The 16,870-nt window shown below is 31.2% G+C and carries 19 protein-coding genes and 1 other RNA gene; 4 read left to right on the top strand and 16 right to left on the bottom strand.

Going from position 1 to position 16,870, the window contains the following annotated elements; translation table 11 throughout:
• Positions 1-75: 75 nt before the first annotated feature.
• The 10 genes from R6X41_RS08565 to ssrA all read right to left on the bottom strand — a co-directional run bounded on the left by R6X41_RS08565 (position 76) and on the right by ssrA (position 6,376).
• A complete protein-coding gene (locus tag R6X41_RS08565; RefSeq protein WP_318499289.1) occupies positions 76-441 on the bottom strand; it encodes a hypothetical protein in 366 nt (121 codons plus the stop codon).
• A gap of 16 nt (positions 442-457) precedes the next feature.
• Complete coding sequence (locus R6X41_RS08560; RefSeq protein WP_318499287.1) at positions 458-694, bottom strand: hypothetical protein; 237 nt, start codon at positions 692-694, stop codon at positions 458-460.
• A gap of 50 nt (positions 695-744) precedes the next feature.
• Complete coding sequence (locus R6X41_RS08555; RefSeq protein ID WP_318499285.1) at positions 745-1,335, bottom strand: ParA family protein; 591 nt, start codon at positions 1,333-1,335, stop codon at positions 745-747.
• Entirely contained in the window at positions 1,289-2,209 is a 921-nt protein-coding gene (locus R6X41_RS08550) for a DUF5712 family protein (protein WP_318499283.1), read from the bottom strand. Before R6X41_RS08550 ends, R6X41_RS08555 begins: the two co-directional genes overlap by 47 nt.
• A gap of 1 nt (position 2,210) precedes the next feature.
• Positions 2,211-2,717: a BfmA/BtgA family mobilization protein gene (locus R6X41_RS08545; RefSeq protein ID WP_318499282.1), complete on the bottom strand. Its 507-nt coding sequence runs from the start codon at positions 2,715-2,717 to the stop codon at positions 2,211-2,213.
• Positions 2,718-2,969: 252 nt separating this feature from the next.
• A complete protein-coding gene (locus R6X41_RS08540) occupies positions 2,970-3,656 on the bottom strand; it encodes a P-loop NTPase family protein (RefSeq protein ID WP_318499280.1) in 687 nt (228 codons plus the stop codon).
• A complete protein-coding gene (locus R6X41_RS08535) occupies positions 3,653-4,096 on the bottom strand; it encodes a helix-turn-helix domain-containing protein (protein ID WP_318499278.1) in 444 nt (147 codons plus the stop codon). The genes R6X41_RS08540 and R6X41_RS08535 overlap by 4 nt, the downstream gene beginning before the upstream one ends.
• A gap of 273 nt (positions 4,097-4,369) precedes the next feature.
• Positions 4,370-4,660 (bottom strand): hypothetical protein, encoded by a 291-nt coding sequence (locus R6X41_RS08530; RefSeq protein WP_318499277.1) that lies wholly within the window; start codon positions 4,658-4,660, stop codon positions 4,370-4,372.
• A gap of 90 nt (positions 4,661-4,750) precedes the next feature.
• A complete protein-coding gene (locus R6X41_RS08525) occupies positions 4,751-5,836 on the bottom strand; it encodes a hypothetical protein (protein ID WP_318499275.1) in 1,086 nt (361 codons plus the stop codon).
• 143 nt (positions 5,837-5,979) lie between these two features.
• Positions 5,980-6,376: a transfer-messenger RNA gene (gene ssrA, locus R6X41_RS08520) on the bottom strand.
• A gap of 291 nt (positions 6,377-6,667) precedes the next feature.
• On the opposite strand from ssrA, the gene R6X41_RS08515 reads away from it, so the two are divergent.
• Together R6X41_RS08515 and R6X41_RS08510 are read left to right on the top strand one after the other, a co-directional pair.
• Positions 6,668-7,873 carry an NAD(P)-dependent oxidoreductase gene (locus R6X41_RS08515; RefSeq protein ID WP_318499273.1) on the top strand — a complete coding sequence of 402 codons (1,206 nt, stop codon included), beginning with the start codon at positions 6,668-6,670 and terminating at the stop codon, positions 7,871-7,873.
• 23 nt (positions 7,874-7,896) lie between these two features.
• The gene (locus R6X41_RS08510; protein WP_318499271.1) at positions 7,897-8,262 is read left to right on the top strand and encodes a DUF1801 domain-containing protein; all 366 of its coding nucleotides are present in this window, start codon (positions 7,897-7,899) and stop codon (positions 8,260-8,262) included.
• A gap of 278 nt (positions 8,263-8,540) precedes the next feature.
• On the opposite strand, the gene R6X41_RS08505 is transcribed toward R6X41_RS08510, so the two are convergent.
• Genes R6X41_RS08505 through kdsA form a run of 4 tightly spaced genes read right to left on the bottom strand, consistent with a single transcriptional unit; the run spans position 8,541 to position 11,538 of the window.
• Positions 8,541-9,008 carry a GNAT family N-acetyltransferase gene (locus R6X41_RS08505; protein ID WP_318499269.1) on the bottom strand — a complete coding sequence of 156 codons (468 nt, stop codon included), beginning with the start codon at positions 9,006-9,008 and terminating at the stop codon, positions 8,541-8,543.
• 3 nt (positions 9,009-9,011) lie between these two features.
• Entirely contained in the window at positions 9,012-9,827 is an 816-nt protein-coding gene (locus R6X41_RS08500) for an META domain-containing protein (protein ID WP_318499267.1), read from the bottom strand.
• 16 nt (positions 9,828-9,843) lie between these two features.
• Complete coding sequence (locus tag R6X41_RS08495) at positions 9,844-10,701, bottom strand: hypothetical protein (RefSeq protein ID WP_318499265.1); 858 nt, start codon at positions 10,699-10,701, stop codon at positions 9,844-9,846.
• 18 nt (positions 10,702-10,719) lie between these two features.
• Positions 10,720-11,538 carry a 3-deoxy-8-phosphooctulonate synthase gene (gene kdsA, locus R6X41_RS08490; protein ID WP_318499263.1) on the bottom strand — a complete coding sequence of 273 codons (819 nt, stop codon included), beginning with the start codon at positions 11,536-11,538 and terminating at the stop codon, positions 10,720-10,722.
• A 457-nt stretch (positions 11,539-11,995) separates the two neighbouring features.
• Between kdsA and typA the strand changes: the two genes are divergently transcribed.
• Both typA and R6X41_RS08480 read left to right on the top strand, forming a co-directional pair.
• Positions 11,996-13,795 (top strand): translational GTPase TypA, encoded by a 1,800-nt coding sequence (gene typA, locus R6X41_RS08485; RefSeq protein ID WP_318499261.1) that lies wholly within the window; start codon positions 11,996-11,998, stop codon positions 13,793-13,795.
• A gap of 110 nt (positions 13,796-13,905) precedes the next feature.
• On the top strand, positions 13,906-14,136 hold the full coding sequence (locus R6X41_RS08480; protein ID WP_318499259.1) for a uroporphyrinogen decarboxylase: 231 nt from the start codon (positions 13,906-13,908) through the stop codon (positions 14,134-14,136).
• A gap of 10 nt (positions 14,137-14,146) precedes the next feature.
• Here R6X41_RS08480 and R6X41_RS08475 read toward each other — a convergent pair whose 3' ends face one another.
• Together R6X41_RS08475 and R6X41_RS08470 are read right to left on the bottom strand one after the other, a co-directional pair.
• A complete protein-coding gene (locus R6X41_RS08475; protein ID WP_318499257.1) occupies positions 14,147-15,298 on the bottom strand; it encodes a glycosyltransferase family 2 protein in 1,152 nt (383 codons plus the stop codon).
• Positions 15,295-16,584, bottom strand: coding sequence for a hypothetical protein (locus R6X41_RS08470; RefSeq protein WP_318499256.1), 1,290 nt, complete (start codon positions 16,582-16,584; stop codon positions 15,295-15,297). The genes R6X41_RS08475 and R6X41_RS08470 overlap by 4 nt, the downstream gene beginning before the upstream one ends.
• Positions 16,585-16,870 lie beyond the last annotated feature (286 nt).

Genomic DNA, 16,870 nt, shown 5'->3' with positions numbered 1-16,870 from the left:
AAACTTTATAGCATTCCTTATTTTGAATTAATTGATGATTTAGGAGATAAAGTAAATAGCTAATTGTCAGTTCTGTTAAATTGCAATATCTCCATCCAGTCCGAGACCGAATCCAAATTGTATAGCTAATTGAAGCGCTTTGCATTTATCGCATAATTTATATGTAGCATTAAGATAATTGTTTAAATGTTCTCTGCTTTCTATTGATGTATCAAAAGATTCAAAGCATAAATCACATTTTTCAATGGTATAAACTAAATCATAGTTTGCTGATAAGAATTTTTTGTATGATTGAGTGCCTTTGTAACGGCTTATAATATCTTTTTCAGAATGAATAAAACCTTCAACTTCATGTTTTCTATTGACAGCATAATATTCTTTGATTAATTCAATTACTTTATGACTTAATTTTTCTCTTATGATTATTTCTTTTTGTTTCATAATTTTAGATGGGTATTTAGAATTTTTGTTTAAATGAAGTTTCTATGATTTTATTTATAGTAATTTTAATGGATTGATTTTCATCCAATGCTTTTTGCTTAATTTTTTTTAAAAGCGATTTAGGTAGATAAAATGAAAATTGAATTTCTTCCTCTTTGGTATTCTTTTTTAATGGTATAATCTTTTGTATCGTTTTAGGTTGAATACTAGATTTTACTTTTGATATTAAATCATTAATGTTTTCTTTTTCCATAATTCTAGATTTAGATTATTATATATTTCTATAGATGTAGAAGTCTATAATTATATAAGTTCGGTTAATATTTCCTTTGTGAGATTATCTATTTGTTTTTGAGCATTTTTATCATTTTTTACACCTTTTACTAAAACAGATCGAGTAAAAGAGACTAAATCGCTAATATGTGTATTTGCAATCTTTACATGATATTCTGCTAAACCAATTAAAATATCTAGTGTTAGCGTGGTGTTGGCTTTTATCATGTTAAAAACCACCAAGGTTTGTGAAGTTTTTTGTTCTTCTTCTATGAGTTCTAAAGTGCCTTTTATGGCTAAAAGATCTAAAATTCCGGCTTTGGTTGGTATAATAATCAAATTTGCCATTTCAATTAATCTCGGTAAATGATTTGATAGGTAAGGAGGTGTATCTATAAAAATGAAGTCATAGTTTAGTTGTTCAATTTGTTTTATTTCCCCTTTGAAAGGAATTATTTCAAAATCTGTTACTATTTCTGATAACTGGCTAAGACTGCCTTGTAAATCGAGATCCAAAACAGCTACCTTGGCATTTTTAGAAATATTTTGAGCAAGATTGAAGGCTAGGGTGCTTTTACCAACGCCTCCCTTTTGATGGCTTACGAGTATTATTTTGGGCATATTCTCTAGTGTTTTTAATGGATTGTTCTTTAAATTCTATTTCTTTTAAAAGTGCTACTTTCTCTTTAGGAGAGCCATTTTTTAAAATGTATTGATTGTTGAATTTTTCTAGCTCGGGGCGTTTGTATTTGAAAAAATCATCAAAACTTCTTTCATTCATGTTAATCCAATTCATTCTATCAAAGCCAACATGGTAGGTGTTGCCACCAATAGTTCGTGTTGTAGACCGTTCTTTAGTTGTTGGTGTTAACTTTAATTTTTGAGTTTTGTCCTTGCGGCTGACAATCAGGTGCACGTGAGTGGTTACTCCTGGCTTAAAGGTTCCTGATTTAGCCGTTTTGTTTAACACTTCTTTATCTGTTCCTTTAAATTTTCTGAAATGTTCAATCTTTCCAAAGTAAACGAGATCATTACCCGTTTTAAGTCCTTTGTCTTCTCTGTTGAAGTTTTTTGCATAATTGGTCATGATGTCCTTAGTATACTCCTTGATTTTGTCATTAAAAAGAGTGTATTCTTTTTGGTTTAATTCCCATACATTTTTAACGTCTTTTTTAGTTGTGATTTTTGAAAGAATGTGGTTTAGTTCTTGTTTGCTAAAATTGATTGTTGGCGCAAAATATTTAGCATCTGTTTTTCCAAGTCTTTTAATATTCTTATCAATACTGGAAATTACCTCGTTAGTGCTAATGTTATCCTTAGAATGTGTAAAAAAGAATTGCTTTCTGTTTTCAATAGCTATTTTTTTTTGGCTATTTATTGCTCTCTGTTGTAAACGATCTAACTCATTGTTTTCTTTCTCCAGATACAAGGCTAGATCAATACAACTTGAAGTGTTTGTTGCTCCTAATGTGCTATGAGGTTTACTTATTGGCATATTATTCAAAAATAGATTTAAGAGCTCCTTTGATTCCAGATTTGTTTTTAGTGTCAATTAGTGTTGCTATTTCTACAAAAGCATCCTGTTGTTTACGTATTTTACTTTGAAGTCTATCTAGTTCACTTTTTACTTTATCTAGTTCTTTTGTTAGGTTTTTTGTTCTTTCACTATCCAATTGATTTATTTTTATTATAGCATCTTTCACCCATTCTAATAAAATGGAAAACTGTTCTTTTTGTTCTGAAGATTGTTGATATACTTCACTTCTTAAAGGTTTTAAAATATCGCGTTCTTGAACTTTTAAAAAAGAAACAATTCGCTTGTCTAAAGCCTTTACCATTGTGGCAGGATTCTCATTGATAGCTTCAACAGGATTGATACCTGTTCTCTTAAAATAGAGGATCATAGATTGTACTAAATCGCCATATGGAACACCAAAGGCCTTAGAAATAATGACTAATTCCTTGTGGTAAAATTCTTTAATTAAGATACTTTTTTTCTTCATTTTATTCTTTTTTACATTGTTAATCAGTTTGTTATGGTGCTGTTTATAATTGAGTTATAATATGTTATATTCGTTGTTGTTAATGTAAGTTCAATGATATCAGTGTTTTAAGCCCCGTAGGGCAAGTTGATAATAGGGGTGAAGAGCAACGAAACCCCTGTTCAACTTGCTTAATTTCTTAACACCAAGCAGTGAGCACCACTCTGTGTTTAAAAAGTAATCTCACTACCATTAAAGTTTGTTAGGTCAATTCTAAAACCGTCTACTATTTCCTTTCAATTCAAGGATATTAAACATTTCATGAATGCGATCAAAAACTCTATTACCGTAACGTGTTTGTAGCTCTTTTAATGTCAAATTTGTAGTTAGGTGTGTTATAATACCTTTTGACTTAAAATTGTTGTATCTTAATTCTAAAATCCGCTCAAAAATATTTTCTTTTCCATAGTTAGACGCATCTTTTTCAGCTCCTAAATCATCAAATAAGTATTTCCCTTTTGAGTAATATTGAATAATATTATCTTTAGTAGTACCTTCAGATCTATTAAATTCACCGACAATTTCTATAGTAGGTTTTATCGGATACCAAATTTGTTTAATATTATATTTCAGGGAAACTATTTGTATTATTTCTAATACAGAAGTTTTTCCAGTACCGTGTGGTCCAATTATTAAAAGCCCTTTTTGTAATTCGCCCTCATACAATTTTTCGAATTCAAGGTCCTTAGAGAAATATTTACAAAAAATATCAAGAAAACGCTTATTCTCATTGTCAACTTGGAATTCTCTATGTCTGTTTTTAAAGTATTTCTTAGCTTCTATGTAAAATATTTTTTTTAATTCAGGTGTTGAAATTTTTGATTCTCCACTTTTTAATTTGTTAGGTGTTTTCAATTCTAAAAGTTTAGATTCCTGAATAATTTCTGATGATGATTTCATAACGGTCCTCTTCTTTTATTTTTACTTTTTCCTTTAATATTAAATGTATTATTATTATCTTGTATTACTATGTTGTCACTTTCCCCACTGTGCGGAACCTGGTTCTGCGAAGTGCGCACGTCCAGATTCTGGCTCTGGGCAATACGTGTTTTCAGGTAGTGCGAAATTTTTAAATACCTTATAGAGCCAGTTTGCTTTTTAATAATTTTTCTTGTTATCATTTTTTTAGTAACAAGTGATTTAATAATGTCCGAAACTCTACTTTTTGAAAGATTAAATAACTCGGCAAAATGGTTGTTTCCTGCAAAGCAGCCTCCTTTTTCTGGATTATCAAGGCTATCAATTTCCGCAATAAAAACTTTTTCCTGAAGAGTTAGTTCTTTGCTTAACCAAATTTCTTTTGTTATCCATATACCTTTAAAATTTCTATGATATCCCATGATTTTTCGTGGTATTTAGAAGGTTAAAAAATAATTTATTAAGGTTTGGTTCCTTTAAATTTGAATAGCAATGTTCTTGAAATAAAAAGCTGATTAAAATAGGGAAGAGGTAGTAATAAATAGAATGTTGAAATCTATTGGTTTTTGAATATGATATGATGTTAATATTTAATATATCCATTTTTAGATAAATTTTTTACCATATATTCGCATACACGGTAGTTAATACTGTTTTTTAGAAAAATATAAAGCATAGAAGTTCTGGAGAAACTACTATGCTTTTCTTTTATATTTAAATTCCTTCAATGATTGATCATCATTGAAAATTTGGTAGTGGTGTATAAGTTTCTTTCTAGGGCCTATTTCTTCCGCCTCTATATAACCTAAGTTTACATAGTTTCGAATAGATTGATAGTCTACGTGAAGTAATTCCGCAGCTTGATGGTAAGTGTAATACTTGTGTGTGAAGTCTTCTTTTGGACTGTTTTTAATTTCAATAACCAGTTTTCGAAGTTCTGTTAGCTGGTCATTGATAATAGTAAAAGGATTGTGTGGATCTCTCATAATTGCAATGTGTTTAATAGTTGTTTACATTGCAATATTATTTATTAAGATATATTGTTTACTCTAATCGCTCTACTGTAGAGTGATTTTTTATTTAATGAGGCATAAGTTTGAATAAAATGTATTGTTTTCTATATCAGGTAAAAGTCTGTTTCTAAAATCACTCCAGTTACTCGACTGTAATTGAGTATTTTTAATTGAAAAATGGGAATTAAATATTTTGAAGATAACATTATTGAATTTTTCCTTTGGCACGTCATAATTATCTTTAAAAAAAATGACTAGAGTTTGATATGCTTGTAGTTCTGTTAAATCATTACCCTTATAATTTAATGTTTTGTTTTTAGAATTGTATTCGGAGGATGTTTCTAAGTCTTCTAATAATTTATTAAATTCATTTTCGATTTTTATACACTTTTCTTCTTTATCTGAAGAAACTCGTTTATTTTTTGATTGACTTTTATCAAAGCTTATTTTCAAGTCAGTAATATTTTTATGTGTGTAGTTTTGATTTGTATCAAGACTCTTAATACTTAATTCGTGTTTTAATACAGTTTTATTTGTTTTAGTACGAGCTATTTCTAGAACAGATACTCTTTTATCTGTATAGTTTTGATTTGTATCAAGATTTTTAATAGCTAATTCGTGTTTTACTTCAATTTTTTCTCTTTTAATACAGGTTTGATTTAAATCTGTTATACTTTTAGAAGTATTCCTTTTATAGGTGTCTAGCTCACTATTATCTAAATGCTGTTTTTTAATACAATCTTCTATCTTTTCATTGTTTTTATCAATTCGTTTTGAAACTGGAATCCATCCTTTTACATTTAAATTGTTTTTATCCGACCAGACTTTGTTTTTATTAAAATAAATAAGGTAACAAGTAAGTGTAATTAGTGCTAATAGAAATACAATATTTAAACTTTCATTTTGAAATGAAAAGCTTGTATATGTTTTGTAAAACAAAATAGGACAGGATACTAAAAATATCGAAACACATAATTTTAAGAATATTACATGTGAGTTGTAATTACGATCATTAACCCATTTCATAATTGTTAAATCATAATTGGGTGAAAAAGAAAGTGCAGTCCTAATTAATATACCATAACTTAATATTGTAAGTAAAGTTTCGAATGTGAGTAATGTTAAAAGTGTATAGGAGGTTATATCCATAATTTTACGTCTTATAAGTTATAATTAATATAAAACTACTACTTTAGCACATAACAACAAAATATTATAACAGTACGGGATTGTCAACGATTTTGTCAACGCGAAACAAAAATCCCCGTAAACACTAGGCTTACGGGGCTTAAAAGTGGAGTCGGAGAGAATCGAACTCTCGTCCAAACAAGTCACCAAAGGGCTTTCTACACGTTTATTCTTTTCTTAGGTTTTCGTTTGTAAGCTGGTTAAAGACAACCCACTTACAACTTATCTTCTTTAGTTTCAAAAACGAGTCAAAGCACCTCACTTTCTATATTGACATTTACGATGCCTCAAAATGGACCGCCGTCAATCAAGGCTTTCCGGAGACATAAAGCTTGTACACCTTGTGTACCTAGGCCAATCCTACTATAGTTCGGATTAAGCAGCTAAAGCGTAGTTATTCTCGCCGTTTAAAAAGTTTGATCTAGCCTTTTACGTGTTTCAAAATCATTACACGACGTGCTTACCGTCCAATAAATCTCGCTGTCAAAACCAGTCGACCCCATTGTAGTAAGTAAATTTGTCACTTCGAGTTATTTCGATTTATGTCGAAATAGTATCGAGAAGTGGGCGTTCCCCTCCGGGTCAGGTCTTCCGCTATCTCTTTTTTATTTTAATAAAAATTAAAAAGGATGGAACTTTAATCCTTAACGCAACTAATTTTAACTTTATACTATAAGAAAAAATTAGAGATGCAAAGCTATTAAAAAATTTGTTTAAACTTGCAATTCCATGTAATTTAGTGCAAAATTTGTGCCAATACATTAAAGTGTCAGAACTCTAAAATCCTCAACTATGAAATTTGCAATTATTAAAGAACGTAAATCCCCACCAGATAGACGTGTAGTGTTTTCTCCGAAAATATTATTGCAAGTCAAACAGCAGTTTAAAGAGGCGAGTTTTAAGGTTGAAAAATCTAAAATAAGAATATTTCCGGACGAAGTTTATAAACTAACAGGGTTTACTTTAGCAAAAGACATTTCAGATTGCGATGTGTTTATAGGTGTAAAAGAGGTTCCAGTAGATTATTTAATACCTAATAAGTCTTATTTTTTCTTCTCACATACTATAAAAAAGCAACCGTATAACAGAAAATTATTACAGGCAGTTTTAGATAAAAATATTACCCTTTACGATCACGAAACAATAATAGATGCTAAAAACAACCGATTAATTGGCTTCGGACTTTACGCTGGGATTGTAGGTGCTTACAATGCTTTTAGGACTTGGGGATTGAAATTTGATACATGGAATTTACCAAAAGCCAATACTTTAGCCGATCAAAAAGCACTGAACTCTAAATTAAATACAATACATGTTCCAAATATAAAAATCCTTTTAACCGGAGGCGGTAAAGTATCACACGGAGCGATTGAAATTTTAGAAGCGCTTAAAATACCGAAAGTGAGTATAAACGATTACTTATCAAAAAGCTTTACTACCCCAGTATATTGTAATATCGATTCGTTAGACTACAATGCACGGAAAGATGGAAAAGTAAAACCTCTTAAAGATTTTTTTAAATTCCCAAAACAGTACGAATCTACTTTTATGCGATTTGCAAAAGAGACAGACATGTTAATTACGGGTCATTTTTATGGTGACGGTGCGCCATTTTTATTTACTAGAGACGATGTCAAAACGGCCGATTTCAATATAAAAGTGGTTGCAGATATTAGTTGTGATATCGATGGACCTGTAGCGACAACCTTGCGTCCTTCTACTATCGAAAATCCGATTTATGGTTATAATCCACAAACGGAAGAAGAAGTTGATTATAAATCTGAAGATGCGATTGCCGTAATGGCAGTAGATAATTTGCCTTGCGAATTACCGAAAGACTCTAGTGTAGGTTTTGGAAAAATGTTTCTAAAAAGTGTGATCCCTGCATTTTTTAATGATGATGCCGATGGTGTTTTAGAACGCTCGCGAATGACCCAAAATGGAAAATTAACACCACGTTTTGCTTATCTTCAAGATTTTGTAGATGGTAAGGAGTAGAAGGTAAATAAATCTAATTTCTATTGAAACCAGCAGAAGAGCATATACTACGTCAGCCCGAACCGTATCAATCCATTATGTTGTATGTGCGTAGTGTGATTTTAAAAACTCTGCCAGATACTGAAGAGAAATACAGTTACAAACTTCCTTTTTACTATTGCCATAAAAAACCATTCGTGTTTTTAAATGTTTTAAAGGGAACGGATTATGTAGATGTGGTCTTTATGGATGGGATGCTGCTAGAATCTGAATTTCCAGAGTTGCAAGACAGTAATAACCGTAAGCGAGTACGCTCTATTCAGATTAAAAATTTAGAAGATCTAGATGAATTACGGTTTGTTGAACTTTTAAATTATGCTTCGGAAGTTAAATTAAACCTTAAAAAATAATTTGCTGTCAAATCGAGCGGAGTCGAGATTATAATTAAAGTATTTACGAATATTGTTTTTAGTTATAGTCTTATTTAACCGTCTTGCTGAACTCGTTTCAGTCTCTCATTGTTATATGGATGTCAGGAAACTAGAATTGAGACCCTGAAACGAGTTCAGGGTGACGTGCGTTACAGAGGACTAAAAAAGAGTGTTTTTTATTATGTATTTAGATATATTAAATCATCTGTTTTCTAAAACCTAAGGAAGGTTCATACAGTACAATCCTTTTAATAATGCTATAAAGTCTTCTTCACTATATAATTCTCAAACACCAAACCTTTAAAAGATTTCTTCTGTTTTTTAATAATGTCGTAATACTTATTTTCGAAAAACGGTAATGCTGTTTTACTAACATCGGAACGGATTTCGGGAAATTCGTTAACCATAACTTGCGATTCCATAGTACGTAATAGGGCAGAGGCAACACCTTGTCTTTGGTAGTCTTTATGAACAAATAAACCATCTAAATAATAGCCTTTCTTTAAATAGGAGAAACCTATAATTTCAGTTTCGTTTTGGGCTACGATAAAGTAAAAGTCAGAAATACGTTCTAGCCACAAATCCGTTTCATCTGCTACAGAAGACCAAACCGCGATTTGTTTTTCGTTGTAATGCTTCGCATTAACTTTTGTAATTGTGTTTCTAAAAAGCGTGGTGATTTCGGGTAAATCTTCTGCTGTAGCTTGTCGAATACTGATATCCATTTATTAGTCAACTTTTTTAAATGTTAATGTGTTTCCGTCGGGATTAGATAAATATAGGCGAAGGTTTTCAACTTTAAATTGCGTACTGCGTTCTAATGCTTTTAGAAATAATGCTTCATTATTTGGTGATGCACACATTTTACGTGTTGTTACAATTTGTGTAAATCGGATTTTCGATTGTTCAGAAAAAATAGAACCACTCATGGTGTTGCATCCAGCGTAACCTAAGAATCTATTGTCTTTGGCGTAAATCTCGATATTGGGTAATTCTTTGCTAAATTGTTCGGGACTTACCTTGTTATCGTTTATAGATTCTAAAACCCAGATGTCGTGTAAGCGATAATCGGTAATATATTCGCCACAGCCTTTAAAGGATGTGAAATCGGTATCTGTGTTAGGTTTAAAGTCTATTGAAATAGCATATGGATGTGTTTTAGAATTTGAGTCTATACAATCTCCCATTGCAATTTGAATCTTTATAGTTGCAGCTTCAGTTTCTACTTTGTACATTTTTACATTGGCATCGGCTGCAAGAATAGGTTCTGGTAAAGGGAAAGTGTAGACTTTAGAATCTTCAGTTTTTAATTTAAACTGAATCGTGCTTGCTGTTAACTGTAGGTCCCAATCTGTATTTGAGCCCGTTCCTTTAAAAAATGCAATACTGTTGTTTTTTGTAACTTCTGTAGAAGATAATTCTACTATTGAATCAGCACTTTTGGTAACTGTTGAGGTCGTGTTTACAGCATTATTTTTTAATTCTTCACAACTAAAAGCTGTAATTAAAATGATGAATACTAAACTGATTTTTAGGAAATGCATATGCTAGAAGTAATGGTTATAGTCTAAAAATTCCACCAATAGATAATATAGTTTCACCAAAGAAAAAATGTTGAGAAGCACGATCATTAGGGTTGTTGGTTGTACGAATATCTGGCATATTTATAAAACCACCTTTTAAATCACCTTGAATAAAAAAGTATTTAAAGAACGTTAGATTTAATCCTGCACTAGCCGATACTCCGAATCCAGCAATATGAAATTCGTCTTGTCGGTCGTAAACCAGAACTTTCGCATTGGTCTTCGGATATAATACTCCACCACCAATTGCTTCTGTAATATTAATTTGAAAAACATCAGTGTTACGAATGCCAAAAAGTTTAGAAATATCATCGAATCTTGCAATTTCAGTATGAATATAGTTTAATCCATCGGTATGTTCAAAAGTTAGGAAACCTTCATGTAAAAAAACAGGATCGTCTTTAAACGTATTGTTGTACATCGCACTTTGTTCATCTTCAGGAATGTCTATATAACCATTTGCACGAACCACTTGGTTTTGGGTCATAACATATTTCATGTGATCCAAATTAATGGAAATGGCATAATGATCGCTTATAAAGTATCCCAATCTGAAATTAGTCTGTGGGATTGTCATTCTAAACGGATTAATATAATCTACATGCCAACCTTTAGGTTTATCGTGAGCTTCTACATCATACAATGTAAAATTATAATCATCTCCCGTAAACGTAATATCCGAATTAGAGTATATATCTCTATTTCCTCCCCAGCTTACAAATATTTTTCCTTTGTTAGAAGCTGTGTATTTTAGCGTATCTGCACTTTGAGCGTTTAGGTTTAATAAGGGTAATACAATACTTCCTATTAAAAATATAATAGTCTTTATTTTCATTAAAAAGGGAATCAAAATTTAAAACGCCGTTACTGTTTTTCTAATGGCGACTAAGTGTGATAATAAGCTTTCTAGATGATCTATATGCAACATGTTTGCACCATCACTTTTCGCATTTGCTGGGTCGAAATGGGTTTCAATAAACAAGCCATCTACATTGTTTACAATACCTGCTCTTGCAATCGTTTCAATCATGTCAGGTCTTCCGCCAGTAACACCACTAGTTTGGTTAGGTTGTTGCAGCGAATGTGTAACATCTAAAACCGTAGGTGCATATTCGCGCATAGTAGGAATGCCTCTAAAGTCGACTATCATATCTTGGTAGCCAAACATAGTACCGCGATCTGTAATCCAAACGTTGTTATTTCCTGAATCTTTTACTTTCTGCACAGCATGTTTCATACTTTCAGGACTCATAAACTGACCTTTCTTTAGGTTGATAACTTTACCCGTTTCGGCAGCTGCTATAAGTAAATCTGTTTGACGCACTAAAAAGGCGGGAATCTGTAAAACATCTACATATTCGGCAGCCATGGCCGCATCAGAAATTTCATGAATATCTGTGACCGTAGGAATATGAAAAGTATCTGAAACTTTCTTTAAAATCTTTAGTGCTTTTTCATCACCAATACCCGTAAAACTATCAATTCTACTACGGTTTGCTTTTTTAAAACTTCCTTTAAAAACAAAAGGAATTTGTAATGCATCTGTAATTTTTACTATTTTTTCTGCAATGCGTAAAGCCATGTCTTCTCCTTCTATGGCACAAGGACCAGCAAGAAGAAAGAAATTGTTAGCATCGGTATATTTTAATTGAGGAACATCTGAAAGTTTCATATGCTATAAATTTTTTAGGGCACAAAGTTACGGAAAATTAATACGCTTTTACAGGTGTATGTTTAGGAGTTTAAATAGATAGCATGTTAAAAAAAAAGAAGACCAATTGACATTAATAAAGGGGACGATTATAATCTTGCGGTTGATATAATTGATAAAGTGAAATAAAGAAGAAAATATGATCTATTTAAAGGGACTAATACCTGAATAATAGGTACCATATTATTGATGAGACTATCAGATTATAAAAACGAACGGCGAAATTATGTATTTCATAATTATCGAATGTTTTTTTAACGATTTGATATGCAATTAGTAAGCGTTTGTTTGTTGCGTAAAGAAGCTTTGATATTAAATAAATAATAAATCATATTATTATATGAATAATAAATGACATTATAGTCATAATTCTATAAAAATATAATGTACCTTTGCACGCTTAAATAAGGCATCAAATATGGCTAATATTAAAAACATTGCAATTATTGCACACGTAGATCACGGGAAAACGACGTTGGTTGACAAAATTATGTACCACTGTCATTTATTTCGTGATAACGAAAATACAGGAGATTTAATCCTTGATAGTAATGATTTAGAGCGTGAAAGAGGAATTACAATTACTTCTAAAAACGTTTCAGTTATTTATAAGGACACAAAAATCAATATTATTGATACTCCTGGTCACGCCGATTTTGGTGGTGAAGTAGAGCGTGTGTTAAACATGGCCGATGGTGTGTTATTATTGGTAGATGCTTTTGAAGGGCCTATGCCACAAACGCGTTTTGTATTACAAAAAGCAATCGACTTAGGTTTAAAGCCTTGTGTTGTTGTAAATAAAGTAGACAAAGAAAACTGTACGCCAGAAGAAGTACATGAAAAAGTATTCGACTTAATGTTCGAATTAGGTGCAGAAGAATGGCAATTAGATTTCCCAACAGTATACGGTTCTGCAAAGAACAACTGGATGAGTGACGATTGGAGAAATGAAACGGATAATATCGAACCATTATTAGATATGGTTATCGCACATATTCCAGCTCCAACAATTACTGAAGGAACTACACAAATGTTAATTACATCTTTAGACTTTTCTTCTTTTACAGGAAGAATTGCTATTGGACGTTTAACAAGAGGAGAATTAAAAGTAGGACAAAACATATCTTTAGTTAGACGTGATGGTTCTGTGGTTAAAAATAAAATTAAAGAACTACACGTTTTCGAAGGTGTAGGACGTTTAAAAGTTGACGAAGTTCAAACAGGAGATATCTGTGCGATTGTTGGTCTTGAAGGTTTTGAAATTGGTGATACTGTTGCAGATTTTGAAAATCCTGAAGGTTTAAAAACAATTGCTATCGATGAGCCTACGATGAGTATGTTGTTTACAATTAACGATTCACCTTTCTTTGGTAAAGATGGAAAGTTTGTAACATCTCGTCATATTAAAGATCGTTTAGCGAAAGAATTAGAAAAGAACTTAGCGCTTCGTTTAGGAGAAACTGGTAGTGCAGATAAATTCATGGTTTTTGGTCGTGGAGTATTACACTTATCTGTTTTAATCGAAACTATGCGTCGTGAAGGTTATGAGCTTCAAATTGGACAACCACAAGTAATCATTAGAGAAATCGATGGTGTTAAATGTGAGCCAATAGAAGAATTAATGATTGATCTTCCTGAAACTGTATCTGGTAGAGCTGTAGAATTCGTTACTTTACGTAAAGGAGAATTGTTGTCTATGGAGGCAAAAGGAGAACGTATGATTTGCGAATTCATGATTCCTTCTCGTGGTATTATTGGTTTACGTAACCAATTATTAACAGCAACAGCAGGTGAGGCTATTATGGCACACCGTTTTAAAGAATACCAACCATTAAAAGGAGCAATACCTGGACGTGTTTCTGGATCTTTAGTATCTATGGAAAATGGTAAAGCAATTCCTTATTCTATTGATAAATTACAAGATAGAGGTAAGTTTTTCGTTGAACCTGGAGAAGATATTTACGAAGGACAAGTTATTGGTGAAAACTCTCGTCAAGACGATATGAACATTAACATTACTAAAGCTAAAAAGCAAAGTAACGTACGTTCGTCTGGAGCAGATGATAAGGCTAAAATTGTACCTGCAATTAAATTCTCTTTAGAAGAAGCTTTAGAATATATTCAAAAAGATGAGTACGTAGAAGTTACACCTCATTTCTTACGTCTTCGTAAAATTCACTTATCTGAAGTTGATCGTAAGCGTAATAAAATAATGTAATTACTTACCGACTTTTAATAGTTATTGTAAGATAATCTATATATTTAAAGAGGAATCCTTAGTCGGGTTCCTCTTTTTTGTTTTCTACTATATACTTTAAAAGTAAAATTATGGATGTGTTAGGAATTTCGGCAACAGAATGGGTAGGCTATTTAGCGTCTTTTGTTTTGCTAATATCGTTTACAATGAAAGATGTTATTAAGCTAAGAATAGTAAATTCTGTGGGTTGTGCACTATTTGTAGCTTATGGGTTTATGCTTCAAACATCGTGGCCCGTTGTTATAACTAACGGTTCTATCATGTTAATAAATGCCTATTATTTATTTCTGAAGAAAAAGTAGGGACTTCTGTTTAGCGATTGTTTTTAAGTCCGAGTATACTAAAAAATAAGCTAAATAAAATGACCTGAATACCGAGTAAAATAGTAAACACTGCTGGAATAACAATTCGTAACGTATTTGTTGGGTTTAAGTTTCCGAAATCTGTGCGTTCCCATAAAAATAATCCGTAGTAACTTAATCCGCAACCTACAATTAAAATCAAAATTCCAAGCAACAATCCACGTTCTAAATTAATGTATTTAAACAATTTATCGTAACGATTACTTTTTGGTAATAAATCATTTTCTACCGCATAAATTTTGGTTAAACAGTAAAATACTAAAAACTGAAACCCGATTAAAACAAAGCTAGAGGTGTATAATAAGGTGTGAATATCTAAAATTATACTTTTAATTTGAATGGGGTTTATGATAAGTAGAGTCGAGCTAATTAATCCAATTATCATAAGAAAGATCGCAGGATATAAAAACAGCCAATTCGGACTATAAAGTGATAAAAAGCGTAAATGTCTCCAGCCATCTTGCCATGTATTTAGATGTGGTTTCCGCGTTCTACCATCGGGATATAAAATAGTAGGAACTTCTGTTATTTTTAAATTTTTAAGTTTAGATTTCACTATCATTTCTGAAGCAAATTCCATTCCTGAAGTCTTTAAATTCATTTTCAGGAACGCTTCTTTAGAAAAACCTCTTAGTCCACAATGAAAGTCACCAATTTTAATTTTATAAAATAACTTCCCAATAAAAGATAACACAGGATTGCCAAGATATTTATGAAGAAAAGGCATTGCACCTTCCCTAACTCCGCCTTTAAATCTATTACCTACAACCAAATCATAACCAGCTCGTAATTGTATTAAAAAGGGTAGTAAGGCCGAAAAATCATAACTATCATCTGCATCAGCCATAATAATGTATTTTCCATTGGCTGCTTCAATACCTCCTTTTAAGGCACTTCCGTATCCTTTTTCTGTAACATGTACCACTTTTGCATTAAGTTGTTCTGCAATTTGTATGGAGCCATCTGTACTTCCATTATCAGCAATAACAATTTCCCCTTCTACATTGTTCTTTTTAAAAAAAGATTGAGCTTTTTTTATACAGATTGCTAAGGTCTCAGCTTCATTTAAACATGGCATTACAACAGTTAATTCAATACTCATGGCTTTGGTTTGTTTGCTAGGTTTTTGGCGCTTATTAAAATGAAGAAAATAAGAAAAAACACCCAATCGTTATAAAAAGTAAAACGTTTTAAAGTATGCATTCCTATAGATATTAGTGCAACATTCCCAATACTTAAAAGTGAAATAAATAAAATAATTTTATACTCTATAGCATTCGTTTTTAAACCTTTTATAAAGCTAAAAATTAAAATTATAAATAGTAGTAAAGCGTATTTTGCATTACCAAAAGCATAAACAAAATTCTTAAAATAGAGTTTCAGCCAAGGTTTAAAATTATTAAGTATAAGAGGAGTACTCATTTGTTTCGTGAGCAGATCTACTTCAATTAATTTTTCATCATTTGTTTTCGATGAATCTGCAAATTGCATTCCTGCAGGTAAAATGGTGAAGTTTGCAATGTCTGCGTAGTATTCTACATAAATTGGAAGTTCGTCTGTAATGTTCGATTCGGATTCAAATTCATTAATATTCAAATGTTTTTCAGCTAAATCTGAATATATCTTTCTAAACAAATCTTGTTCAACTTTAGATTTGTAGATTGTAAAGTCTTCGGAATCTGCTACAAAAAAGGCGGGTGTTAATAAATGGATTCCAGTCCATGGCGTAGATACAAAATGATTATGCGCTATCTTATGATATGTTTTGTCTGTTAAACCACTTAATATTGGAAATACTAGGAGTAGTGCTAATAGCCATTTGTTTTCTAATTTTTTCTGCTGATACCAAAACCATAATAGAATTCCTATTGCTATTGGAACCAAAAACAGAAACTGACTTCTGGTTTGTATGAGTATTAAAAGTATAGGAAGCGCTATTATAATAGGCTTAATTTTAGATGTTAAAATGCTCTTTAAAAATAAACTAATGGTAATTAAATACAATGGATAAGCAAGTGCTTCAGATAGAAATACATTTGCCAATTTATGATTGTATAAATAGGGGATAAGTAGAATAACATTAAGAAGAATCAGCCATATTAATTCTAATTTATAGTATTTTTTTAATGTCGAAATGAAAACATAAATGGAACCTACACCTAAAATATATTGTAAAATGATAGTTGCAGTATTAAAATAAGAACCAAAAAGAGTGCGTATAATTTGTAGAAAAATAGGATAACTTGCAGATCTGGTAATTACCATATTCAAATACCCTTCAGAATCATTTACAATTTGAATTGGGTTATTAATAACAATAATAAAACCAGCTAAAAACGATGATATAATTGTATAGTTAAATAGCTTTTCGGTTAATTTAATAGACACGCTTTTTGCTTGTTTTGTTGTTTTTAGTAAAGATATAGGAAAAGAGAAAAAAGGAATGTAAAATCTAATATTTGTTACTTTATTTTGCCCTTTTTTACACTTTCAGATTCCAGCTGACTATTTTTTAGAATAATGATTTGACTTCAGTCTAGAAATTATAGATAAAAATAGAAACTTTGACATTTTATAAAAATGAATTGGTCACTTAAATAAAGCAAAACTCGATGCTAATTATTTATATTCGTAGTTTAAATATAATTCACAAATTAGAAACTTTTTAGCATTG

Origin of the sequence: Formosa sejongensis, from assembly GCF_033447105.1 — a bacterium.
Lineage (GTDB): Bacteria > Bacteroidota > Bacteroidia > Flavobacteriales > Flavobacteriaceae > Formosa.
The sequence above is the reverse complement of the archived record's forward strand: the minus strand, read 5'-3'. Positions and strand labels throughout refer to the sequence as shown.

Coding starts and splice junctions, on each gene's coding strand:
- R6X41_RS08565 (WP_318499289.1), bottom strand. CDS start 441: ATGAAACAAAAAGAAATAATCATAAGAGAAAAATTAAGTCATAAAGTA.
- R6X41_RS08560 (WP_318499287.1), bottom strand. CDS start 694: ATGGAAAAAGAAAACATTAATGATTTAATATCAAAAGTAAAATCTAGT.
- R6X41_RS08555 (WP_318499285.1), bottom strand. CDS start 1,335: ATGCCCAAAATAATACTCGTAAGCCATCAAAAGGGAGGCGTTGGTAAA.
- R6X41_RS08550 (WP_318499283.1), bottom strand. CDS start 2,209: ATGCCAATAAGTAAACCTCATAGCACATTAGGAGCAACAAACACTTCA.
- R6X41_RS08545 (WP_318499282.1), bottom strand. CDS start 2,717: ATGAAGAAAAAAAGTATCTTAATTAAAGAATTTTACCACAAGGAATTA.
- R6X41_RS08540 (WP_318499280.1), bottom strand. CDS start 3,656: ATGAAATCATCATCAGAAATTATTCAGGAATCTAAACTTTTAGAATTG.
- R6X41_RS08535 (WP_318499278.1), bottom strand. CDS start 4,096: ATGGGATATCATAGAAATTTTAAAGGTATATGGATAACAAAAGAAATT.
- R6X41_RS08530 (WP_318499277.1), bottom strand. CDS start 4,660: ATGAGAGATCCACACAATCCTTTTACTATTATCAATGACCAGCTAACA.
- R6X41_RS08525 (WP_318499275.1), bottom strand. CDS start 5,836: ATGGATATAACCTCCTATACACTTTTAACATTACTCACATTCGAAACT.
- R6X41_RS08515 (WP_318499273.1), top strand. CDS start 6,668: ATGAAATTTGCAATTATTAAAGAACGTAAATCCCCACCAGATAGACGT.
- R6X41_RS08505 (WP_318499269.1), bottom strand. CDS start 9,008: ATGGATATCAGTATTCGACAAGCTACAGCAGAAGATTTACCCGAAATC.
- R6X41_RS08500 (WP_318499267.1), bottom strand. CDS start 9,827: ATGCATTTCCTAAAAATCAGTTTAGTATTCATCATTTTAATTACAGCT.
- R6X41_RS08495 (WP_318499265.1), bottom strand. CDS start 10,701: ATGAAAATAAAGACTATTATATTTTTAATAGGAAGTATTGTATTACCC.
- kdsA (WP_318499263.1), bottom strand. CDS start 11,538: ATGAAACTTTCAGATGTTCCTCAATTAAAATATACCGATGCTAACAAT.
- typA (WP_318499261.1), top strand. CDS start 11,996: ATGGCTAATATTAAAAACATTGCAATTATTGCACACGTAGATCACGGG.
- R6X41_RS08480 (WP_318499259.1), top strand. CDS start 13,906: ATGGATGTGTTAGGAATTTCGGCAACAGAATGGGTAGGCTATTTAGCG.
- R6X41_RS08475 (WP_318499257.1), bottom strand. CDS start 15,298: ATGAGTATTGAATTAACTGTTGTAATGCCATGTTTAAATGAAGCTGAG.